The following is a 23016-nucleotide window of genomic DNA, read 5'->3' as shown; positions in this document are numbered from 1 at the left end:
CCGAAGAGGCAACTACCTCTGTGTAATGAGTCAGGCCGCCGAGGGACAGGACGTCGACGAGTTCCTCAGTTTCTATCGGACTTACTACGCGGACGACATCGCGCGTCTCGCACAGAAGTACCCGAAGGAACAGCGTTCGCTGTACCTCGAATACGACGACCTCTACACCTACGACCCGGATCTGGCCGAGCGGTATCTCAACCGCCCCGGACAGATGCAAGACGTCGCCGAGGAGGCGCTTCGCACGTACGACCTCCCAGTCGACATCTCGCTGGGGCAGGCGCACGTCCGCCTGCGCAACCTCCCGCGCGAGAGCACGCTCGACATCCGCGGCATCCGCGTCAGCGACGACCACATCGGGTCGATGGTCGCGGTGCAGGGCATCGTCCGCAAGGCGACCGACGTGCGCCCGAAGATCGTTGAGGCCGCCTTCGAGTGCCAGCGCTGCGGGACGATGACGTACATCCCGCAGAACGACTCTGGCTTCCAGGAACCCCACGAGTGTCAGGGCTGTGAGCGGCAGGGGCCGTTCCGCGTCAACAACAAAGAGTCGAAGTTCATCGACTCACAGCAGTTGCGGGTGCAGGAGTCGCCCGAGGGACTCCGCGGCGGCGAGACGCCACAGTCAATCGACGTGAACCTCGAAGACGACGTCTGCGGGAATGTGACGCCGGGTGACCACGTCACCGTCGTCGGGCGTCTGGAGATGGAGCAGGTCACCTCCGGCCAAGAGAAGACGACCGTGTTCGACCCGTATATGGAGGGGGTGTCGGTCGTCATCGAAGACGAGGAGTTCGAGGATATGGACATCACCGACGAGGACAAACAGGAGATCCTCGAACTGTCCACCCACGACGACATCTACGAGGAGATGGTCGCCTCCGTCGCGCCCTCTATCTACGGCTACGACCAGGAGAAACTCTCGATGATCCTCCAGTTGTTCTCCGGGGTCACGAAGCACCTCCCAGACGGGTCGCGGATTCGGGGCGACTTGCATATGCTGTTGATCGGGGACCCCGGGACGGGGAAGTGCGTCGACGGAGATACGCGGGTGACACTCGCGGACGGACGTGACGTGCCGATCCGTGAGTTGGTCGAGTCGAATCTTGACGACCCGAAGCCGGTGGACGACGGGGTGTGGGACGACGCCGACTTCTCGGTACCGTCGCTCAGACCGAACGGAGATATCGAACCGCGGCAAGCAACGAAAGTCTGGAAGCGCGAGGCGCCCGAGGAAATGCTCCGTATCCGGACGAACAGCGGGCGGGAACTAGAGGTGACGCCGTCGCACCCGCTGTTCGTTCGCGGTGCTGGTGGACCTCACGCGGTTCGTGCCGACGAACTCTCGGTGGGGACGCCGGTCGCTGCGGCCGCCGCCGCTGCAACCGATGGTGGTGCTGCATCGACACGTGCTGTGCCGTCTGCCTCTGTGGTTGCGTGGGATGCTATCGAGTCCCTCGAACGCGTCGAACCTGCCGAGGAGTGGGTGTACGACCTCGAAGTCGAAGGGACGCACAGCTACGTCTCGAACGGACTCGTCTCCCACAACTCCCAGATGCTCTCGTACATCCGGAACATCGCGCCGCGTTCTGTGTATACGTCCGGCAAGGGTTCGTCGAGTGCCGGTCTCTGTGTCACCGGCGACACGCTGATCCACACTGAAGACGGCCTGCGTGAGGTCCGCGACCTCGCAACGACGGAACACCCCATCCCCGTCTCCGAAGAGACGAGTGCGACGAAGCGTGTAGGGCTCCAGACGTTCGACAGGGACGCGGGAACGATGGTCAACCGCGAGTCCTCTCACGTCTGGCGGATGCCGGAGAAGCCGTGCCGCCGGATCGAAACCGCTCACGGCAAGTCACTCACGGCCTCGGAGAACACGCCGGTGTTGACGTGTGGGGCGAACGGCCTGGAGTGGGTCGCCGTCTCCGACATCGAACCGGGACAGCACGTTGCCGTCCCGAGGTACCGTGATCTCGACCGGAGCGAGGTCTCCGTCAGGTCGTTCCTCGAACTCACCACTGAGAAGGTGGATTTGGCCGACGAGTCCGTGGAACTGCTTCGTAACGCGCTTTGTGATCGCTTTGGACACCTTCGTGCCGCGGCGGCCGCACTCGACCTCTCGGAAGATTTTATCTACGATTCTCTCCGCAATCGACACGTCCCGCTCGCGAAACTCGATCGAATTCTCGATTCAGTCGAGTTAACCCGCGAAGATGTTGCGTTCGACCGGCTGATGATACGGCACGGGGACAGCATCACGCTCCCGGAGACGTTTGACCAGGACCTAATGTACCTCCTCGGGCTCGTGTTCGGAGATGGGGATATCTCGCTGGATCGACGCGGTGGCAACCGCGGAATGGTCCGGATCTCCAACGGAAACGAGGCGCTGTTGGAGCGTGCGCGTGATATCTTCGCGGCGAAGTTCGACAAACGCCCCGAAATCGAGCGGCAGGAGGGTCGCGTCCCATCTATTAGAGTCGGAAGTGCAACGATCGCACGGCTGTTTGCCAACGCGGGGATGCAGACGCCGAAAGCCGACCTAGAACTCGCACCCGAACTCACTACTGCGGCCCACGCGGATGCGTTCCTCCGCGGGTTGATGGACGCCGACGGGGCAGTGTCGGTCCGCGAGAATGGCGGTTCGAGTGTTCTCATCTCGACGATCAGCGAGCGATTAGCCGAACAGATCCAGTTGATGCTGGAGACGTACAACATCCGCGCTCGCCGCCGTGAGCGTGACCGCCGCGGGACGTACGAACTCGACAACGGACACACCATTGAGTCGAAGCACGTCCAGCACTTTGTCGAACTGTACGGCGCGAACATTGAGCGGTACGCGGACGCTATTGGCTTCGAGGTCGACGAGAAAGCCGCGGCACTGGACCAGATCACAGGCGACGCGACCCGTCGCGAGGAAACGATCCCTGTCGGGTCGGCACTCGTCGCGACTGACGGCGCAGGTGGCGCATACCACACAAACGTTACCCACGGTGACAACCCCGGCCGCGGACGAGCACGACAGATCCTCGATAATGTGGATCTGGGTGAGGCGGAATCCGCTGTTCGGGAAGCCGTCGACGCCGATCTCCGATGGGACCGCGTCACAGACGTGACCGATGTCGGCGAGCAGGAGGTGTTCGACCTGACGGTCCCCGAGACGCACAACTTCGCCGGAAACGGCCTCGTTACTCACAACACCGCCGCTGCGGTTCGCGACGACTTCGGCGACGGCCAGCAGTGGACACTGGAAGCCGGTGCGCTCGTTCTCGCGGACAAAGGCATCGCGGCGGTCGACGAGTTGGACAAGATGCGGTGTGTAACGGGCGATACGCTCGTGCACCTCGGTGACGGTCAGATCCGACGGATTGGTGAAATCGCGAAGGAAGCGGCTGAAGACGGATCTGTCGAGCCACTGTCGAACGGGCGGACTATCCGCGACGTTGGCCTCGACGCCTGGACGATGACTGACGATGGACAGATTGTGCAGCGATCGGTCACTGCGGTCCACGAGTACGAAGCCCCATCGTCGCTCACGAAGGTGACGCTCGAGAATGGCGACCAGCTCACTTCCACGGAGGATCACCCGTTCTTCATCCGAGAAGACGGAGAGCGCGTTGAGCGCGCAGCGTCCAAACTCACTAAGGGTGATTGTGCATACGTCCCGCGTTCGGTTCCGCCAACCGCGAGTGACGGTGGCGTCATTGCTGATAACAGACAGGCAGACCTAACTGGGTGTGATGTCCTCTGTCGAAGGATCAAGCGTGTCGAGTCTGTGGCCACTGATGAGGTCTTCCCCGATGAAGACGGACATGTCTACGACCTCACTGTCGAGGGAACGCACAACTTCATCGCAAACGGGATGGTCGTCCACAACTCCGAGGACCGCTCTGCGATGCACGAGGCGCTCGAACAACAGCAGATCAGCGTCTCGAAGGCGGGGATCAACGCCACGCTGAAGTCGCGGTGTTCGCTGCTCGGCGCCGCGAACCCGAAGTACGGGCGCTTCGACCAGTACGAACCAATCGGCGAACAGATCGACTTAGAACCCGCGCTCATCTCGCGGTTCGACCTCATCTTCACCGTCACCGACAGTCCCGACCCCGACCACGACGCGAAACTGGCCGACCACATCCTGACGACGAACTATGCGGGTGAACTGAACACCCAACGAGAGCAGATGTCGACCTCGAACTTCACGCAAGAACAGGTCGACGAGGTAACCCAAGAGGTCGCACCCGTCATCGACGCGGAACTGCTCCGGAAGTACATCGCCTACTCGAAGCGCAACTGCTTCCCGACGATGACCGACGAGGCGCGGGCGGCCATCCGCGACTTCTACGTCGACCTCCGGGCGAAGGGCGCTGACGAGGACGCACCCGTCCCCGTCACCGCCCGGAAACTGGAGGCGCTCGTCCGTCTCTCGGAGGCGAGCGCCCGTGTCCGTCTCTCCGACACCGTCGAGGAGGAGGACGCCACGCGCGTCATCGAGATCGTTCGCTCGTGTCTGCAGGACATCGGCGTCGACCCCGAGACGGGGCAGTTCGACGCCGACGTGGTCGAGACCGGGCAGTCGAAGACCCAACGCGACCGCATCAAGGGCATCAAAGACCTCATCGAGACCATCGCCCAGGAGTACGAGGACGAACCCGGTGCGCCTGTCGACGCGATCCTCGAACGTGCCGACGAAGCCGGGATGGACGCCGGAAAGGCCGAACAGCAACTGGAGAAACTCCGCACCCGCGGTGAAATATATGAACCTCAGCAAGGATTTGTTCGCACGACATAAACGGGAATAAACCGGGGCAGTATCTTCTCAGTTCCACTCCGAGTGGCCGCGTAACGGTGAGATCCAACCGACGATTCGTACACCCCATACAGACGCGTCAAGGCTGACGAAATCGGCGAAATTAGAGGTCAGATTAGACGGTACGAATCTCGGCTAAATCCGCTTGTGGGAATACGGCTACCATCGTACGGCGGCCGCGGGGGCGTCGCGAGTAGGCGGCGAGTAGATGACGCGAACAGCCCGTTTCGGGCACTTGGACGGCGAGGCAGTCTCACCTGTTAACATCGACTGCACATACAATAAACCCGGTTTAGAGGTTGTATAGGGGCTGTACCGGCCGTTCAGCGATTTCGGCAGTCGGCGACAACACCACGGCTGAGACACTGGATACGCTGATGCTGGCCGATAGAAGCGCTGAAGGTCCTGATTCATCCAGTTCTTTCCTTCACACGAACTCGCTGCACCCCGTGCAGAAAGGGCTGTCTCAGGGACTCTACCTCTACTGTACGGCTATGTACGTCTGTGGCGAGGTCGACACCCCTAGATCCTGTGGGCTGAGGCGGCGAAATCGAACGGAAGAGCCTGCATACTGTCGATACCGCACCCACCAGCGTTCGACGTGACCTTCACCTCACTGCTCCGTTTGGGCACCAGCACTCATACTCCTCGATAACCGGACTTTGGCGCGTATATACGCCGGTGTAGTTCATATTCAGCCAGCACTTTTGACCCCTATTCGGCCGCGAGCGACCTGCTGTCGCGGGTGTACGAGTTGACCTTCTTGACCCCGCGCATCGGCGACGGCCGCCGGACGCTCCTGCCTCGACAGTGAGGGTCTCCTTACGCCTTAAAAATCGTGGGCTTTCTCCTCGATTCTCTGTAACTGAGGCGCCAACTCGGTTATCTCCAGTCTACTATTCTACCCTGTGACGAAATCGAGAGCCGATGGACGCGAGGGATCGTAATCTGTGTCCGGATCGGTCCGGGCGCGTCCGGCTCCGGAGGCTGGTCGCCGGATGATGGAACTACTCACGAGCCATCCGATTGCAATCTTCGGTGGATACCTCTGCGTGCTCGTACTCGATCATCGGGGAGTGTTCACTCGACTCTCATCAAAGCGCGAGCGGTATGTATCCTGGCACCGCGCTACCGATCCCGATGAGTATCTTCCAGACACGGCCCGTGACCTCCCCATCGTTGGTGGACTCTGGCAACTACCCTTGATCGAACACACTGACTGGGTGGTTGTCAACTCTCTCACCCAATCGTTTGTCTGGCGTCCAGCCAGTCTCGGCTTTTACGTGGCGCAACTGATCTACTATCGGGTCTTGCTTCCGGGGGTCGCTGAACTCGGCTTCTTTCGTCTGTACGTGTGGTTCTTTCCGTCGAGGATTCTTCACGAAGTTGCCCACGGCGTAGTCCTTGGAATCACGGGCGGAACGTTTGGCTTCGAGGGGACGGCAGGCAACATCTGGCGCGGATACGGCGTCACTGGTGTTTTCGGTGGCGTCATTCCGGTCTTCTATGTCACAGTGCCCGCATATGCCGGAAGCGACCTTGGATACTTCCTCAGTGTGGCTGCCGGGCCAGTGGTCGGCATCGTGCTACCGCTGTTTGTCAGTATTCAGTGGGCAGGGGCGCGGACCGACCCAGAAACCTGGTGGAAAAGCCAGTGGCGGCTCTACGGGTTGTTGAGTGCAGCGGCGATTGACGTGATCTACATCGGTCCATTCGACATCCTCCCTGGCGAAGAACTGGGTGATGGCGAGATACTCAACGCGTGGCTAGTTGAACACGGTTTGACAGTCGCTGGAGTCGACCTAACCGCTGTCATCAACCCCCCTGGATTGCTCCTTACGGCGATTGCAGGGCTCAGTACGTGTGTGACCCTGCTGTATATTTTCGACTTTGGTCCGTCTCCGACAAGAACTGCGACATCTCGGGCTGTTGACCACCGACAACGCCGGTGATGCCTCTCGGCTGAGAGATTGTTGTTTTGGAAGTGTGAGACCGGTACGTTACCTGTGTCTCTGTGCAAGCGTGTTCGAACTCACCCACTTCAGGCCGCTCGTAGCGGCGCGGATGTGCGGGCTCAGTCGCCCTCGAATCCGAAGGCGATGTGGACGTGCACGTGAGAGAACGTTCTGTGTGACTTCCTCGCTGTCCTGAAAACGAAGGTATGAGTGCCCACGTCGGCGCGTTCGGGGTCGTTCGCTGACCCAGCGAGTCCTGCTGTCGTTTTTTGACTATCCCACGACAGGAGGCACGTGTGGCCGATGGAGCATCCCCTGCTGACGTGTTCGCCCTCCTCGACGACGAGTACGCCCGGTCGCTCCTCGCGGCCACCAGCCACGAGCCAATGACCGCATCAGAACTCAGCGACCAGTGTGATATGTCCGTCTCGACAGTGTACCGCCGACTCGACGCACTCGAGTCGTCCGACCTCGTCACGTCCCGCGTCCGCCCGGACGCCGACGGCGACCACACGAGAGAGTACGAATCGCAACTCGACCGACTCCTCGTCAGCCTCGACGACGGCGACTTCGAGGTCCGAATCGAGACCGTCTCGGCGACACAGTCGTTCGCCGACGCGTTCACCGACCTCTGGGAGGGGCTGTGATGAGCACGCCCGTCTTCCCGTCGGAGACGTGGAGACTCATCGGAACTGCCGTGTGGTGGGTTTCCTCGGCCGTCGGACTCGTGGTCGTCGCACTCGCGTTCTACGGCTACCGCCGAAACCGGAGCCGTCCGATGCTGTTCCTCGCTCTCGGCATCGCGTCGTTCACGGTCATCGACTTCGTCGCGACGGTGCTTACCGCCCGGATCGCCGGCCCGGTGTTCCTCCCCCTCGTGGGGAACGGGGTCGAACTGATCGGGATGGGGTCGATCCTCTATGCGGTCGTGCTCGCACGCCGGGAGTGACCGCGGGTATCGCTCGCCCGTTCGGCCCGCCTCACCCACCCGACTACTCGCCGATGTTGCTCGCGATGGTGTCCAGTTCGTCGTCGCTCAGGTCGGGACGCTCACCGGCGGCGACGTGGATGGGACCGCCGCCGTCGCCCTCGAAGCGTGGGATGATGTGGACGTGTGCGTGCGGCACCTCCTGGCCGGCGTCTTCGCCGTCGTTGATGCCGACGGTGTGGGCGTCGGCCTCGACCGCGCTCTCGATGCGCGGCGTCAGTTCGTGAACCAGGTCGAACACCGCCCGCGACTCCTCTTGGGAGAGGTCGGCGATGCGCTGGCGGTGCGCCTTCGGGATGACGAGCGTGTGCCCGCGGGCCATCGGGTTCGCGTCGAGGAACGCGAGAGCGTCGTCGGTCTCGGCCACGATGCGACCGGGGATGTCGCCCGCGATGATCATACAGAAGATGCAGTCGTCGCTCATACGTACTCGGTGTGTCGCCCGCCCGCTTCAAACTGCGGGACAGTTCGACAGTCGCCGGTGTGGCTCCCTGCGAACCCGTCGGGTCGGTCACGCGGTCGGGCAGACGACAACCCACGATGTTGGGCAAACTCGCTTCCCAGCGAGCGACGAACTGCGAGTGTGGATCGCACTCCCTCATCCGAACGCCGTGGGCGGACGCTCCCGGCGCGGGCGTATCTGCTGTTCGCGGTGGCGACTCTGCTAGGATTGGCTCATCACGTTGACCATGTGATCCGCGGTAACCACGTCGGGTGGCCGATTACCCCCGAGGTGACGCCGTTCACGTACAGCCTCGTGATCTACCCGCTGGTCGCTGTGGGGTTGCTGCTCTCTGTGACAGGGCGGGCGGGTGCGCGCTACTGGACGGTCGTGATGACGCTCGGAACCGGGATGCTGGTATTCTTCCACGTGAGTCCGTGGGCGGTCGAACCCCCGGCAGACGTGATCCTGCCGTACGCGAATCCGCTATTCGGGTACGCCGCGTTCGTGGTGTTGCTGCTGTTGATCGCCGTTGTCGCCGTCGGTGCGGGCTACTCGTATCGACTGTGGCGCGGGTCGACCGGATGAGCAGTCGTCGACTGAACGAGTTGCTGTGGGTCGGTGGAAGTCGCCGGAGGTATCGTTATACTCGCCCGTCTCGGCAATCGGGTATGTGGCGACCGGTCGCGACGAGGGGGTGGGAGCACGCGAGATGATCCGCGCGGAGTTTCACCTCACGCTCGGCGAGGACCGCTGGATCGGCGAGGTCTCACGCGCGTTCCCCGAGGCCACGCTTCGCCTCCTCAGCGCCGCCCCACTCGGTGACCGGTCGCTCGAACTCGGTGCGGTGTACGCGTCGGACCCGCAGGCGGTGGTCGCGGCTATTCGTGACCACTCGGACGTGCGCACGTACGACCTGTTGTACTGCGACGAGGAGCGAGCGCTCTCGAAGTACGAGACGACCGACCGCTCACTGTTCGAGTTCCTCGGGTCGGCGTCGCTGTTGCCGGAGTTCCCGCTCGACGTGCGCGACGGCGAGATGGCGTTCGCGGTGACGGCGACCCGCTCGGAGTTCGAGGCGTTCGGTGACCGCCTCGACGCGAGCGACCTGCGGTACGACCTACGCTCGGTCGTCCACCGCGACGACCCGACGGGGGTGCTGACTCCACGACAGCGTGAGTGTCTCGCCGTCGCTCGGCGGATGGGCTATTTCGAAGTCCCCCGGCAGGCCAAACTCGCAGACGTCGCCGACGCACTCGACGTGGACACCTCGACGGTCAGCGAGACGATTCGGCGAGGAACCGCCCGAGTCGTCGACCGCTTCTTCACCGAGCGCGAGTTGGAGCGTCAGTAGCGACGAACACTTGGAGGGGCATCCGTGCCGTGACCGGGTGTCCGGCTGACATCAAAAGGTAAAGTGCCTTTGTCCCGATACGCCGGTATGACTTCCAACGAGATCGACGACGTAGACAAAGCGATCCTGTACGCGCTTCAGGAAGACGCTCGAAATATGTCCTCAGGCGACATCGCCGAACGGACCGGCACCTCTGACAGCACGGTCCGCAAGCGGATCCAGCGGCTCGAATCTGACGATGTGATCAAAGGGTACAGCGCCATCGTCGACTACCAGAAGTCCGGGTACCCGCTCCGAATGCTGCTGTACTGTACTGCGTCGATCCCCGAACGGGGCAAGATCATCCCAGACATCCTGGAGATAGACGGCGTCGTGTCGGTACAGGAGTTGGTCACCGGCGAACAGAACCTCCTCGTGACCGCCGTTGGTGAGACGGATGACGACATCACGCCCATCGCACAGGAACTCCTCGATATGGGACTCACTGTCGCCGACGAGGTCCTCGTCCGCACCCACGAGACGACGCCGTTCGGCAAGTTCGACGCGAGCGCCCCGGAATCCGACGACGCCTAGACGACCCGTTTTACGTCCAGTTCGGTCGCCCGGCGGACGACCGCCTCGACTGGGTCGGCCGAACCTGCCAGATTGTCCGAATCGCCGTCGAGGACGACAAGCGCCGCCCGTCGACCGGGTTCGATGACGCCACAGTCGAGGCCGGCGATCTCGGCCCCAGCCGTCGTCGCCATCCGCAACACTTCCCGAGCGGTCACGTCGAACCGAGTCACCGTGTACGACATCTCCCGGAACATCGACGGGGGGTTCAACATCACGTTGTCCGTCCCGAGTGCGACGGTGGTGTGGTCCACCAACTCTCGAATTGGGGGCGTCCCGACGTCGAGGACCGCGTTCGCCCGCGGGCAGGCGACGATCGGAACGGACTGCTCTGCCACGCGGTCGAGGTGCGCTTGCTGTGCGTGGACCATGTGGACGAGCAGATCGGGATCGTAGTCGAGCGCCGGGTGGATGTCGGTCGCGTCCGGTTCACCCGCGTGGATGGCGAACGGGACACCACGCTCGGCACACGCGGCACGCTCGTCGGCGAAGTCGGCATCGTTCGCGCCGGAGGCACCGTAGCCGTCGGCGACGTCGAGGACCGCCGGGTCGCCGCTCCCAAGGATGAACGCGTCGGCGACGTCTGCCGTCGCTGCCTCACGGAGGGCGCGTGCCCCTTCGACGCCCTGCTCCCGGAAGTCCAGACACGAGACCGTCCCGGTTCGGCGCATCAATCGGAGCGTCCGGCGCATCGCCGACACGAGTTCAGAACGGTCGGCGGCCGCCAGCTGTCTGTGCTTCAGGCTGTCCGGCGGGACCACCGCTTCGTCGAGCGACAGGCCGGCGGCCGCGTCTTTCGCGACGGAGTCTCCGATGTGAGTGTGCGCGTTGACGAACGCTGGCACGATGATGTCGGTCGAGGTGGTGTCCGTCTCTTCGACCGCCTCGATCCGGCCGTCTGCGACGACGACGCGGCCGCGAATCGGGTCGAACGACCGGCCGGCGAGCACGGTCCCCGAGAGTTCTTCCATACCGGCACACCAGCGTCGAGAACGATATGATTTCCTGAACAGCGATTTCGAACGATTCGGGAGCGCCGTGTCGAACGTGATCTGCCGACCGGCGCCGCGTCGGCCTCCGACTCCCGCACGACTGGCACCTGCAGAAACATAATGTTCTTTCATACGAATATTGCGAACAGTTTGTGAAGATAAGCAGATTTAATACGCATTCCGTTCTCTGAAGCACTCAGAGACGACCAAAACGGGTCCGATACATCGGCTCGGTCGCCGGGACGGTCGTACGACGAAGTGAACGATGTCAGGACGCACCTCGAACCAAACGGTCGGAGCGCTTCCGGACACGACGGTCGACTCGCCGTCTGTGCCCGCCGTACTAACGTGGCTCGTGTGGTCGCTGTTCGCCGCGAGCGTCGTCGTCCTGGCCGCCCGAGTCCGACTCGACGGTGCGTGGGAGGTGCCCGGTGTGGCCGCCATCGACGGCCTGACCGTGTTGTTGTGGGTGGTGGTCACCTTCTTCAGCGGTATCGTCCACAGCTACTCTCGCCGCTATCTGGCCGGGAGCGCCTACCAGACTGGGTTCTTCATCGGCGTCTTCGGATTCACGCTCGCCGTGATGGGCCTCGTCGCCGCCGACCACGTCGCACTGTTCGGATTCCTGTGGCTGGCGATGGGCCTCGTGATGGCGAAACTCATTGGTGTCGTCGACGGCTGGCCGCAAGCACAGGCCGCTGGGGCCGTCGCCCGCCGGTACTTCCTCGCCAGCAGTGCGCTCCTCGGGGTCGCGCTGACGGCGCTGTGGTGGGCGACCGGGGAGACGACCGTCTCGGGAATCGCCGCGGCCGCAGACGGCCTCGGCGGGCCGGTGTGGCTGATCGCCGCCGCGGCGCTCGTCCTCGCTGCGATGATGCAGTCCGCACTCGTCCCGTTCCACACCTGGTTGCTCTCCTCGATGACCCCCCCGACGCCCGCCTCGGCGCTGATGCACGCGGGGTTCGTCAACGCGGGCGGCATCCTGCTGGTCCGCTTCGCGCCGGTCGTGACCGTCGACGCCACCCTGATGCTCGGTGTCGTCGTCGTCGGTGCGGTGAGCGCCCTCCTCGGGAAACTGCTCAAGTCCGTCCAGTCGGACATCAAGTCCGAACTGGGCTGTTCGACGGTCGGGCAGATGGGCTTCATGATTATGCAGGCCGGCCTCGGCTTCTTCGGGGCCGCCATCACGCACCTCATCCTGCACGGCTTCTACAAGGCGTACTACTTCCTGAGTTCGGGCGGGCGTGTCGAGCGCACGGCCCCGACCGGACGTGACCGCCACGAGACGACGTTCGCGGACGTCGCCGTCGTCGTGGTCACTGGCCTCGCGGGCGGCGCGCTGTTCGCACTCCTCACTGGGAAGGGAACGAGCGTCGACAGCGGCCTTCTGCTCGCGCTGTTCGTCGTGCTGACGACGCTGCACGCGGCCCGCAGCGTCGTCGAACGCACCGCGCTTTCGGCGACGGCACGCTACGCCGCGGTCCCGCTGGCGTTCCTCCCGGCCCTCACCGTCTACGCACTCGTCTATCAGGCTATCTCCGGCGTCCTCTCCGGGCTTCCGGTCGTCTCGGCACCGGCGGAGTTGAGCGCGCTCCACGTCGTCGTCGCCGTCGGCTTCCTCGCGGTGTACGTCGCGATGGAGGCTGGACTGCACGAGCGGAGTCACCGCCTCTACGTCGCGCTGTTGAACGCGAGTCAACCCGCCTCCAGCACCGTGCTGACCAGCACGGAGGAGTACAATGAGCACTGAACACACTATCCAAGACAGTATCGACAACGCGGCGACCACGGTCGGATCGGTCTGGCCCGTCCACTCGTTCGTGACAGCGAACCCGCTGTCCGGCTTCGAGGACATACCGTTCGGCGAGGCCGTCACGCAGGCGGCCGACCTCTTCGGCGGCCGCGGCTACCCGACGCCGGAGACGTTCCGGGCGGCGATCGACGACGGTCAGATCGACCCCGAGATACTCGACGCGGAACTGGCCGACCGCGGCTTCGACGGCGACCCTGTCGACCTCTTGGAGCAGATGGACACCGGTGTCGAGTCGACGCCGACCGACGCCGACACCGACGCCGAACGAGTCGACCACGTACTGACGAAGTGGCTGTCGGCGTTCCTCGACGAGGGCCGGGCGGAGTGGGCGATGCCGAACCGCGACGACGGCTTCTACAGCGCCTTCCGGTCGGTGGCCGTCCACGACGGACAGGTTCCCGACGAGGGCATCGTCACCGACCTCCCGGTGTCACCCGTCGAGGCCATCGAGTCCGTGCTGGGGTCGTACCCCGAGAGTCAGTGGCTGCCCATCTTCGAGGAGCAGTTCGCCGCGCTTCCGGGCTGGACCGGCTTCATCAAGCAGCGGTCGGCCGACGACGGCGCGTGGCAGTCGACCTACCCCATCACGCTGACCGAGTACCTCGCCGTCCGCCTTGCGTTGCTCGACGCGTTCGGCGTCGACGTCGAGCCGTCGACCGGCCCCGACAGCGCGGACGCCGACCCCGCCGACGAACTCGCCGAGGCGTTCTTGAGCGCGTGGGAGGCGAGTTACCGCAGCGAGGTCGTCGACAGCGTCGCCGCCGAGAGTGAGGCGCTCGCAGACAGCGACGCTGCGGGCCGCCCGGACGCACAACTGGTGTTCTGTATCGACACGCGCTCGGAGGTCATCCGCCGCCACGTCGAGGATACCAGCGACTACGAGACGCACGGCTACGCCGGTTTCTTCGGCATTCCGATGGAGTACCAGGGGTACGACTCGCCGGTGTCGGTCGACGCCTGTCCGCCGATCCTCGACCCCCAACACCGCATCTCCGAGATGCCGACCGACGAGGAGGCAAAGGCGAGCCACGACCGCTGGTCGCGCCTCCGTGAGACTGCGGGTGAGGTGGTCGAGACGCTGAAGACCAACCCCGCGACCGCCTTCGGCTACGTCGAGAGCGCCGGGAGCGGCTACGGACTCGCGCTTGCGGCGCGGACGCTCGTCCCCGACCGCGTCGCGGCGCTGCTCGACGCCGCCGATGACACGGTGGCCGACGACCACGAGTTCTGTACGCCACTGGTCCACCACCAACACACGTACGCGGGCGACCTCCCAGTCGGACTGACCCACGAGGAGCAAGTCGAGTACGCCGCGACCGCCTTCGAGTTGATGGGGTGGACGGAGTTCGCTCGCTTGGTTGTCTTCACGGGCCACGCCAGCGAGACGGCGAACAACCCCTACGACTCGAGTCTGGACTGCGGTGCCTGTGCCGGCAACCCCGGCGGCCCGAACGCCCGCGTCCTCGCGACCATCTGTAACGACGAGTCGGTGAAAGCCGACCTCCGCGACCGCGGCTTCAACGTACCCGAGGACACGGTGTTCCTCGCCGGCGAGCACAACACGACGACCGACGAGGTCGACCTGTTCGACGGCGACGTTCCCGAGAGCCACGCGGACGATCTTGAACAACTGCGTGCGGATCTGGCCACCGCCCGCGAACGCGCGACCGCCGAGCGTGCCGACGCGATGGGCGCTGCCGGCGCGTCGGGCGTCAGCGAGACGAAACGCCGCTCTGCCGACTGGGCGGAGACGCGCCCCGAGTGGGGACTGGCCGGCAACGCCGGGTTCGTCATCGGGCCGCGCGGCCTGACGAGCGACCTCGACCTCGACGGGCGGGCGTTCCTCCACTCGTACGACTACTCGACCGACCCCGACGGCGATGCGCTGGAAGCCATCCTCACGGGACCGATGGTCGTCACCCAGTGGATCAACACGCAGTACTACTTCTCGACGGTCGACAACGCCGTCTACGGCAGTGGGTCGAAGGTGACGCAGAACCCCGTCGGGAACGTCGGTGTGTACCAGGGCAACGGCGGGGACCTGATGACGGGCCTCCCGCTCCAGTCGCTGATGGCTGACGACGACACGCCGTACCACCAGCCACTCCGTCTCTCGACGGTCGTCCACGCGCCGGTCGACCGCGTCACCGACATCTTAGCCGACCACGCGGAACTGACCCGGTTGCTCGACAACGACTGGCTCTCGCTGACGGTCGTCGACCCGACGCAGGAGCACCGCGCGTTCCACTACGAGGAGGAACTGACGTGGTCGCCGATGGCTCCGCAGGTCGACGCACGGCAGGAGTCGCCGGCCGAAGCGCCGACGGTCGCCGACGACTGATTCCGACGCGGTCCTCGAAGCGTCTTCGAGCGGGCAGTCCGCATCGCTCCTGTTGAACTACTCGAACGTTGGTCCGACGTGCGTGTGAGGGTGATCTGACCAACTCCAGGTACTATCTGTGAGCCTCGATCAGCAGAGAGTATGAGCCGATTCGAGGAGATGGCGATCATCGATACGAAGGTTCGGATCCTCCTCGCCGCTACTGGATTCGCGTTTTTCGGGGTTGGATACCCACTATTCGTTGTTTTAGACTCCGGCGTTGGATTCCTAATTGGTGGTGTGGTTGCAGTCGCGGTGGCGTATCTCACCGCGAAACGTCTCTTGTAGGTACAGTCAACACACCCGATATTCACCACGTGTACAACTCACTGTCATCGATCGCAGATCTCGACAGCGCCCTCATCGCGCCCGCTTACAACGAGTCGGCCACGAGCGGTGCGACCGAGACGGTGCTGCACTCACGCTCGATGGTGTCGGTCGCGAGGACACGCTTCACGCCCGCGGCGGCGAGTTTCGTCCGAGCGTTGGCCGCGAGCATCCCGTGGACGCAGGCGGTGTAGACTGCGGCGGGGTCGCGGTCGTGGAGCGCCGCGACGGCCTCGCTCATCGTCGACCCGGTGGCGATGATGTCGTCGACGACGACGACGTCCCGATCGGCGACGCTCGCGTCGCTCGGCGTCACGGTCACCTCGCCAGTGTCGTAGTCGCGTTCCTTCTCGAAGAAGTCCGTCTCGCCCGCCCCGTAGGCGTCCCGCACCGCGACCGCGAGCCCCTCGGCGGACTCGTCGGGGCCGAGGAACAGCGGGTCCGTCAGGTCGGTGGGGAGCGCCCCCGCGAGCAGCGGCGAGGCGTCCAAGACGTCGACGGGCACGTCGAAGAACTCCGCCACGTCGGGTTCGTGCGGCGTGACGAGTACGACGCGGTCGGTTCCCGTCGAGATGGCCTGCGCCATCGCTCGCGCGGAGACTGGCTGTCCCGGTTCGAACGCGCGGTCCTGCCGGGCGTAGCCCATGTACGGGAGGACGGTCGTCACCTCACTCGCGCCGGCCTCGCGGACGGCGTCCTGTAACTGCAGCAGTTCGACGAACGCGTCGTTGGAGTCGGTCGTCGCGACGACGACCGCCGACTCGCCTTCGTAGTCTGCGACGGACGCGCGTTCCTCGCCGTCGGCGAACCAGTGGTACTCCGGCGTGGCGAGCGCACGACCCGTCTCGTCGGCGAGCGCGGCCGACAGCGCCTGCGACGCGGACCCGGGTACGATCATACACGTCGTTCCCGTGGCCGCATACAAACGCGTTCCTACTCGGGCGACGCGTGCGTTCGGGTCACAGACGCCCACTCCACGGCAGAGGTCGTTCAAAACCACCGATGTCCCCGGATGCTGGCAGTATACCGTCTGTGAGAGTGATGTTCAATACCGTGGCCAACGTGTCTACTAGCGTATGTTTCGACGTATTCGTTCGCTCGACAGTCGTACTCGCATCCAGTACGGCTTGATGATCACGTTCGGTCTCGTGTGCCTGCTCGCGGCGGTCGCACCACTGTCTGAGTCGGTTCGCATCGCCGCAGTCGGCACGACGTTCGGCCTCACCGCGGGGCTGTGGATATCCCACCTCGTGCAGGTACTCGATGGTGCCGCCCGGAGGGCGGCCGCCAGATGAGTGTCGTTGAGGACGACGTCGAGACGTCCTTCGACGCTGGCTCTCCCACCGAACGCGACGAGGACGTGACCGCCGAGCAGTCGTCCGACCCAGAACCGAACCTCGGCGCGTTCCTCCTCACAGTCACTGGGGTGACAGTGATGTTCGTGGCCCTGTTCCAGTTCACGCTGCCGTCAGCCGTCGGCCAACTGCTGACGGTCGCCGTGCTCGCAGTGACGGTGATCAGCGTCGCGATCGGACTCACGCTCGATCTCTTGGGCTACTTCGACGAGCCCCGGTCTACGCCTGCCGCGCGACCCCTCGATGAGCCTGCACCGTGGGTGCCGACCACCGGCGTCCGACGACCGCTCCCGCCGATGCTCGACTTCGACGAGGAGTTGGCTGCGCTGCAGGCGTCGTTCGGCGGCGAGTTCCCTCGGCAGATGGACCCGTTCCTCGAGGGGTACCGGCGACTGAAGACGACCGGGGCGAACCGCCGCGTCGTCGCCAGCGATCTCAGAGCGGCGTTGAACCCGGTGACGGTGCTCGCACCTGACACGGAAGCCGAGGCGATCATCGACGAGATCGGTGCGCGACTGTTCCGGTACATCGACCGCGACGCCGCCGCCCACCTTCGCCTGACGGATATCGCCTTCCACGACGTGGACGGTGACGAGGCCGACGTCCTCTCGCTGCGTGGTCGAGAGGCGCGGCTTCGCGGTCGGATCACGAACGAGGGTGAAGCGGTCGACGTCGAACTCGCGGTCGCGTTCCGCGGCGCCGACGGCGGTCGGATCGACCGCACGTACGTCCCGCTGGGAACCTATGTCGCCGCCGCTTCTCGACCGTTCGACGTCGCGGTGTACGTTCCGGCCGCCGCGGCCGACGCCGACGTGACGCTCACCGTCGCGGCTCCGTCTGCGGGCAACGCGTCGACCGGCCCATCCACTCCTTCTCACACAGGCTAGCGGAACCGACCGACCTGCCACGTAATCGACACCACGGCGTGGGCGGACACTTACTCGCCGGGAACGGCCACCGCCTGCACATCTGGCAGCCCGAGCATCCGTCCGCGCCAGTTGCCGTCGGCGTACACTCGTGCCTCCCCCGATTCGGTGACGGCGACGAGATGTCGCCCCGCGAACCCGGCGTCGACGAGTCCAGGCTCGGCGTGGTCGACCCAGTCGGTCCCCGTCGCGTCGTTTCGCTCGTACGCCGTCGTCTCCGTCGCAGCGAGTGCGCGGTCGCCGTCGGCGTCGGCGACGACACACCCGAACGACTCGCCGTCGGGTGCATCTAGGTCGCGCATCCACCCGTTGCCGAGCGTGTACAGCGCCTCGTCGGTGACGGCGAGTGGTACGCCCCTGTCGCTCACGTCGCGCACGTCGTCGAGGCCGGCGTAGGTGAGGCCGTCGTCTGTCCGGCGGTACACCCCGTCGGCGGCGGCGATAAGCCGGCCGTCCATCCGTCGTGGCTCTTCGACCGTGCCCACCGTCGTCCAGGCGTCGCCCGTCGGCGCGTCGTCGCTGGCGTTGCCACCGACGGCCGCCTCACCCGAGAGCGTGGACACCGTGCCGTCAGGTGCGACCGCCAGCACCTCGCTGTCGGTGACGCTCACGGCGACTGCGGGGCCGTGGCCGGTCGGTGTGAACGCTCCCACCAGCACGTCGTCGTCGGTAGCGACCGCGAGCGCGTCGCCGCGGGCGGCCACGTCGCTGGCAGCACACCGATATTCGATCCCGAACTCCCCGACGATGTCGCCCGACAGCGAGACGCTCGCGACGCCCATCGAGGAGGCGACGAGCACCTGCACCACGTCGTCGCGCTGCGTGAACACGCGCTTCTCGGCGATAGTCGGCATACGCGGGCGTGCGTCGGCGTGGCGAATAAGTGACGCGGAGGCCGCCCGGTCGAGAGCGGCGAGTCGAGGCGTGAGGATTCGACTGTCAGGACGACTAAACGTGACAATAGTTAACTAACATCGCTGATACCGCAGAGGCACGAATGTCAGAGCCAGTCATCGCGTCGGTGGGTGCCTCACCGATCGGCCGCACGGACCTTCCGGGTCGAGACCTGTTCTCGGTCGCACTCGCGGAGGCGTTCGATGGACTGCCCGACCCTGCCGAACTCGTCGAGGCAGTGTACGTCGGCAACCAGTCGGAGAGCTACGAACACCAGATTATGCACGGGACGCTCCTGGCCGAGTGGGCCGGTCTCCGTCACGTCCCCGCCGAACGCGTCGAGGGGTGTGCCGCCGCGGGGGCGCTCGCGTTGCGCCACGCGGTCAAAGACGTCCGCAACGGCGACCACGAGGCCGTCCTCGCGTGCGGCGTCGAGAAGATGACGTCCGCCGGTACGAGCGGCGCGACGGACGCGCTGTCGGCGGCGTTCGACCGCGCCATCGAGCAGCGCTCCGGCGTCACCGCGCCCAGCCAGTACGCACTGCTGGCCCAGCGGTACCTCCACGAGACGGACGCCACGGAGCGCGATCTGGCCGAGATCGCGGTGAAGAACCACGCCAACGCCGCTCGCAATCCGCGGGCGCAGTTCCCCAAAGAGATCGACGTGGCGACGGTCTTGGAGTCTAACCCCGTCGCCTCGCCGCTGAAACTCTACGACTGTGCGCCGGTCGGAGACGGCGCGGCGGCCGTCCTCGTGACGAGCGCCGAACTGGCCGAGGACCTCGACCGCCCGCAGGTGCGCGTCGCGGGTAGCGGGGCCTCCGCGAACAACATCGCGGTCGCCGAGCGGGATATGACTGACATCGCGGGCGCCCGCATCGCCGCCGAGACTGCCTATGACGAAGCAGGCATCGACGCCGACGCAGTCGACATCGCGGAGGTCCACGACGCGTTCACCGTCTGTGAGGCGCTGCTCGCGGAGGCCGCCGGATTCGCTCCCGCGGGGATGGGCTATCAGAGCTACCTGGACCCCGCAGAGCGGGCCGACGGGTGGACGGACGTGCACCTGAGTCCCAGCGGCGGACTCAAGGCTCGTGGGCATCCAATCGGTGCGACCGGACTCTTGCAGGCGTTGGAAGCGTACGAACAACTCACGGGTGCCGCGGGGGACCGCGCGGTCGAGGGGGCCGAGACGGCCCTGTTGCTCAACGAGGGAGGCGTCGCGGACGCCGTCACTGTTGGACACGTGCTCACCACCGCGGAGGAGGCACGATGACCGACCTCGACGCGAGCGACCCGCGGACGCTCCCCGGCTTCTTCGACGCCCTCGCGGAGGGCGACCTCTTGGGCGGCGTCTGTGCGGACTGTGGGCAGATCTTGTTGCCGCCGCGGCCAGCGTGCTACGCCTGTGGTAGTCGCGCCGTCGACGTCGAACCGCAGTCGCCGGAGGGGACGATCTTCTCGTACACGGAGGTCCACGCGGCACCACCTGCGTTCGCGGCGGACGCGCCGTACACGGTCGCCGTGGTGGAACTCGCTGACGGCGGCCGCCTCCTCGGGCGCGTGGACGCCGACTACGCCGACGTCGCCATCGGCGACCCGGTCGAACTCACGGTGCAGGAACCGACGGCAGAACAGCGGGAGGCCGCGCTGGACTACGAAGCCGACTGGCCGGTCCACCGCTTCGAACTCCGGTGAGTCGGGCCGGGGTGACGCGTCTCGCTGGCGCTGTGAGCGAGCGTCGACTACTCGGATGCAGCGAAAAAACGGTAGACAGGTACGACACGACCGCGACCGACAGTCGGCGACTCAGTCCTCTTTCGTCTTGATGTCCGCCGAGAGGCCCTGTGCCATCTCGATGTCCTTCGAGTTGTTGAGCGTCCACGCGGTGCGCTCGGTGACGGCCTCGATGACTTCGCGGGCCGACGGGTAGCCGTTGCCGGACTTCTTGACGCCGCCGAACGGCAGGTGGACTTCCGCGCCGATGCACGGGAGGTTGCCGTACGCGAGACCGATCTCCGCGTTGTCGCGGAAGTAGTTGATCTGGCGGTAGTCCTCGGAGATGATCGCACCGGCGAGGCCGTAGTCAGTGTCGTTGTGGATATCGACGGCGTCCTCGATGTCGCCGCTGTACTTCAGGAGGGCGACGTGCGGGCCGAAGACCTCCTCGTGCGTGCAGCGGAGGTCGTCGTGGGGGTCCGCCTCGTAGACGAACGGTCCGACCCAGTGGCCGTCCTCGTGGCCGTCGGGAATCTCGTCGTCGTCGAGTTCCTCGCGGTCGACGAGGACGTTCACGCCTTCGTCTTTCGCGAGTTGGTTGTACTCGGAGACCTTCTCCTTGTGCTCTTCTTCGATGAGCGGCCCCATGAACGTGTCCTCGTCGAGGGGGTCGCCGACGGCGACGTTCTGTGCGTTGGCGACGAACCGCTCTTTGAACTCGTCGTACACGTCCTCGTGGACGACGATGCGCTCGGAGGAGACACAGCGCTGGCCGGTCGTCTTGAAGGAGGACATCGTCGCGGAGTGGACCGCGGTGTCGAGGTCGGCCTGCTCGGTGACGACGATGTTGTTCTTGCCGCCCATCTCACACGCCGCGAGTTTGCCGGGTTCGCCGCCGACCTTGCTCGCGATCTTGTGCCCGACTTCGGCGCTGCCGGTGAACAGGACGGTGTCGACGCGGTCGTCCTCGACGATGGCGTTGCCGGCGTCGCCGAAGCCCTGCACCATGTTGAACACGCCGTCCGGGACGCCGGCGTCCTCGAACATCTCTGCGAGGATCTGCGCGCACCACGGCGTCTGCTCGGCGGGCTTGAACACGACCGTGTTCCCCTCAACGAGGGCGACGGCCATATGCCAGAACGGGATGGCGACCGGGAAGTTCCACGGCGTGATACAGCCGACGACGCCGCGCGGCTTCCGGCGCATGTAGGCGTCCTTGCTCGGAATCTCCGAGGGGATCACGTCACCTTTCGGGTGGCGGGCGTCGCCGGCGGCCCACTCGACCATGTGCCACGCCTCGGTCACGTCGGCTTTCCCCTCGCTGATCTCTTTGCCACACTCCATCGTCACGACCTCGCCGAGTTCCTCGTGGCGCTCTTTGAGTTCGTGATAGATGTCCCAGAGGTACTCTGCGCGGTCGATGTGCGAGAGTTCCTTCCACTCTTCGAACGCCTCGTCGGCGGCCGCGACCGCGTGGTCGACGTCGGCTTCGGTGCCGCGACGGAACTCGCCCAGTTCGTCGCCGTTGGCGGGGTTTCGGCTGACGAACGTCTCGTCGCCGGTGCCGTCGGTCCACTCGCCGTCGATGTAATGCTGGTAGGTCTCCGACATAGATCGAATTCCACCACCCGGTATCCTAACTCCCGAACCGTCCATGGTCGGGTGGCCCCCATCGTCCGGCGAGTCTGTGGTGCTACCAATTCACATATACGTGTCGGCCGTGACGAGACAGACGATGAGTCAAGCGCTGAACGCCGGGACACGGTTGACGATCGACCTCTGGCACCCCAACTGCTGGGCGATCGAGGCGACCGAGCAGACCGGAGGCGGTGTGTTAGCCCACGCTATCTACGACACTCCGAAGATGGCTCCCGAGTCGGTCAACGGACTGTTCACGGCGTTTGGCGACACGAACGAGGAGGTAGAGCAACTGCTGGAGACGATCCGCGCGTCCGAACACGCCGGTGAGATACTCGAACTCCAGGAGCGGTTCGGTCGCGCCCGCGACGCCCCCGGCAACGTCGTTCGCGAGTTCTTCCTCGAGTACGACCCCAACGATATGGTCTGTCCGACGCTGTTGCGCCACGGCTTCGTCCACAGCGCTCCCGTCCGCATCGAGGACGGGCGCGAGGAGTGGCAGTTGTGCTTCACCGGGGAGCGGTCGGAGATGGAGACGGCGCTCGACGCCGTCCGCGCGGACGCCGGCGCGGAGGTGTCAGTCGTGTCGATTACCGCGTCGGACGGCCCCGCGACTCGCTCTGAACGTGAACAGCGACTCGACACGCTGACGCCGACCCAGCGAGAGGTGTTCGAGGAGGCCCGTGCGGCGGGCTACTACGAGTGGCCTCGCGGGTGTTCGACGAGAGAACTGGCCGACCGCATCGGCATCTCGAAGACGACGCTGTTGGAGCACCTGCGGAAAGCCGAGGCGAAACTGCTCGACCCCTAAGAG

20 protein-coding genes are annotated in these 23016 nt (G+C 65.1%); 15 read left to right on the top strand and 5 right to left on the bottom strand.

Annotated elements, in window-relative coordinates; all coding sequences use genetic code 11:
- Positions 1 to 25 precede the first annotated feature (25 nt).
- The 4 genes from P0D77_RS01325 to P0D77_RS01310 all read left to right on the top strand — a co-directional run bounded on the left by P0D77_RS01325 (position 26) and on the right by P0D77_RS01310 (position 7711).
- Positions 26 to 4789 carry an LAGLIDADG family homing endonuclease gene (locus P0D77_RS01325; protein ID WP_277554340.1) on the top strand — a complete coding sequence of 1588 codons (4764 nt, stop codon included), beginning with the start codon at positions 26 to 28 and terminating at the stop codon, positions 4787 to 4789.
- Positions 4790 to 5808: 1019 nt separating this feature from the next.
- On the top strand, positions 5809 to 6759 hold the full coding sequence (locus tag P0D77_RS01320) for a hypothetical protein (RefSeq protein WP_277554339.1): 951 nt from the start codon (positions 5809 to 5811) through the stop codon (positions 6757 to 6759).
- A 299-nt stretch (positions 6760 to 7058) separates the two neighbouring features.
- Positions 7059 to 7409, top strand: a complete 351-nt coding sequence (locus tag P0D77_RS01315; RefSeq protein WP_277554338.1) for a winged helix-turn-helix domain-containing protein — start codon at positions 7059 to 7061, stop codon at positions 7407 to 7409.
- Positions 7409 to 7711, top strand: a complete 303-nt coding sequence (locus tag P0D77_RS01310; RefSeq protein WP_277554337.1) for a DUF7521 family protein — start codon at positions 7409 to 7411, stop codon at positions 7709 to 7711. The genes P0D77_RS01315 and P0D77_RS01310 overlap by 1 nt, the downstream gene beginning before the upstream one ends.
- A 43-nt stretch (positions 7712 to 7754) precedes the next feature.
- Here the strand turns inward: P0D77_RS01310 and P0D77_RS01305 are convergent, their stop codons facing one another.
- A complete protein-coding gene (locus tag P0D77_RS01305; RefSeq protein ID WP_277554335.1) occupies positions 7755 to 8174 on the bottom strand; it encodes an HIT family protein in 420 nt (139 codons plus the stop codon).
- A 159-nt stretch (positions 8175 to 8333) separates the two neighbouring features.
- On the opposite strand from P0D77_RS01305, the gene P0D77_RS01300 reads away from it, so the two are divergent.
- From P0D77_RS01300 to P0D77_RS01290, 3 genes are all read left to right on the top strand, one after another.
- Positions 8334 to 8780 (top strand): hypothetical protein, encoded by a 447-nt coding sequence (locus P0D77_RS01300; protein WP_277554334.1) that lies wholly within the window; start codon positions 8334 to 8336, stop codon positions 8778 to 8780.
- 85 nt (positions 8781 to 8865) lie between these two features.
- On the top strand, positions 8866 to 9546 hold the full coding sequence (locus P0D77_RS01295) for a helix-turn-helix domain-containing protein (protein WP_277554333.1): 681 nt from the start codon (positions 8866 to 8868) through the stop codon (positions 9544 to 9546).
- Positions 9547 to 9633: 87 nt separating this feature from the next.
- Positions 9634 to 10119, top strand: coding sequence for an Lrp/AsnC family transcriptional regulator (locus tag P0D77_RS01290; RefSeq protein ID WP_277554332.1), 486 nt, complete (start codon positions 9634 to 9636; stop codon positions 10117 to 10119).
- On the opposite strand, the gene P0D77_RS01285 is transcribed toward P0D77_RS01290, so the two are convergent.
- Positions 10116 to 11129, bottom strand: coding sequence for an amidohydrolase family protein (locus P0D77_RS01285; protein ID WP_277554331.1), 1014 nt, complete (start codon positions 11127 to 11129; stop codon positions 10116 to 10118). The genes P0D77_RS01290 and P0D77_RS01285 overlap by 4 nt on opposite strands.
- Before the next feature lie 286 nt (positions 11130 to 11415).
- Between P0D77_RS01285 and P0D77_RS01280 the strand changes: the two genes are divergently transcribed.
- From P0D77_RS01280 to P0D77_RS01270, 3 genes are all read left to right on the top strand, one after another.
- Entirely contained in the window at positions 11416 to 12900 is a 1485-nt protein-coding gene (locus tag P0D77_RS01280) for a proton-conducting transporter transmembrane domain-containing protein (protein ID WP_277554329.1), read from the top strand.
- Entirely contained in the window at positions 12890 to 15304 is a 2415-nt protein-coding gene (locus P0D77_RS01275; RefSeq protein ID WP_277554328.1) for a DUF2309 domain-containing protein, read from the top strand. The genes P0D77_RS01280 and P0D77_RS01275 overlap by 11 nt, the downstream gene beginning before the upstream one ends.
- 141 nt (positions 15305 to 15445) lie before the next feature.
- Positions 15446 to 15631, top strand: coding sequence for a hypothetical protein (locus P0D77_RS01270; RefSeq protein WP_277554327.1), 186 nt, complete (start codon positions 15446 to 15448; stop codon positions 15629 to 15631).
- Positions 15632 to 15716: 85 nt separating this feature from the next.
- On the opposite strand, the gene prs is transcribed toward P0D77_RS01270, so the two are convergent.
- Complete coding sequence (gene prs, locus P0D77_RS01265) at positions 15717 to 16568, bottom strand: ribose-phosphate diphosphokinase (protein WP_277554326.1); 852 nt, start codon at positions 16566 to 16568, stop codon at positions 15717 to 15719.
- A 178-nt stretch (positions 16569 to 16746) separates the two neighbouring features.
- On the opposite strand from prs, the gene P0D77_RS01260 reads away from it, so the two are divergent.
- Together P0D77_RS01260 and P0D77_RS01255 are read left to right on the top strand one after the other, a co-directional pair.
- Positions 16747 to 16965, top strand: a complete 219-nt coding sequence (locus tag P0D77_RS01260) for a hypothetical protein (RefSeq protein WP_277554324.1) — start codon at positions 16747 to 16749, stop codon at positions 16963 to 16965.
- Complete coding sequence (locus P0D77_RS01255) at positions 16962 to 17912, top strand: hypothetical protein (protein ID WP_277554323.1); 951 nt, start codon at positions 16962 to 16964, stop codon at positions 17910 to 17912. Before P0D77_RS01260 ends, P0D77_RS01255 begins: the two co-directional genes overlap by 4 nt.
- A 50-nt stretch (positions 17913 to 17962) precedes the next feature.
- Here P0D77_RS01255 and P0D77_RS01250 read toward each other — a convergent pair whose 3' ends face one another.
- Positions 17963 to 18805: an HVO_0234 family beta-propeller protein gene (locus P0D77_RS01250; RefSeq protein ID WP_277554322.1), complete on the bottom strand. Its 843-nt coding sequence runs from the start codon at positions 18803 to 18805 to the stop codon at positions 17963 to 17965.
- 143 nt (positions 18806 to 18948) lie between these two features.
- Between P0D77_RS01250 and P0D77_RS01245 the strand changes: the two genes are divergently transcribed.
- Together P0D77_RS01245 and P0D77_RS01240 are read left to right on the top strand one after the other, a co-directional pair.
- Entirely contained in the window at positions 18949 to 20121 is a 1173-nt protein-coding gene (locus tag P0D77_RS01245) for a thiolase C-terminal domain-containing protein (protein WP_277554321.1), read from the top strand.
- A complete protein-coding gene (locus P0D77_RS01240) occupies positions 20118 to 20543 on the top strand; it encodes a Zn-ribbon domain-containing OB-fold protein (RefSeq protein WP_277554320.1) in 426 nt (141 codons plus the stop codon). The genes P0D77_RS01245 and P0D77_RS01240 overlap by 4 nt, the downstream gene beginning before the upstream one ends.
- A 111-nt stretch (positions 20544 to 20654) precedes the next feature.
- On the opposite strand, the gene P0D77_RS01235 is transcribed toward P0D77_RS01240, so the two are convergent.
- Positions 20655 to 22175, bottom strand: a complete 1521-nt coding sequence (locus P0D77_RS01235) for an aldehyde dehydrogenase family protein (RefSeq protein ID WP_277554319.1) — start codon at positions 22173 to 22175, stop codon at positions 20655 to 20657.
- Between the two features lie 124 nt (positions 22176 to 22299).
- On the opposite strand from P0D77_RS01235, the gene P0D77_RS01230 reads away from it, so the two are divergent.
- Positions 22300 to 23013: a helix-turn-helix domain-containing protein gene (locus P0D77_RS01230; RefSeq protein WP_277554318.1), complete on the top strand. Its 714-nt coding sequence runs from the start codon at positions 22300 to 22302 to the stop codon at positions 23011 to 23013.
- The last annotated feature ends 3 nt before the right edge of the window (positions 23014 to 23016 follow it).

The organism is Halobaculum limi (assembly GCF_029490015.1).
Taxonomy (GTDB): Archaea; Halobacteriota; Halobacteria; order Halobacteriales; family Haloferacaceae; genus Halobaculum; species Halobaculum limi.
This window is presented reverse-complemented; position numbering and strand designations above follow the sequence as displayed.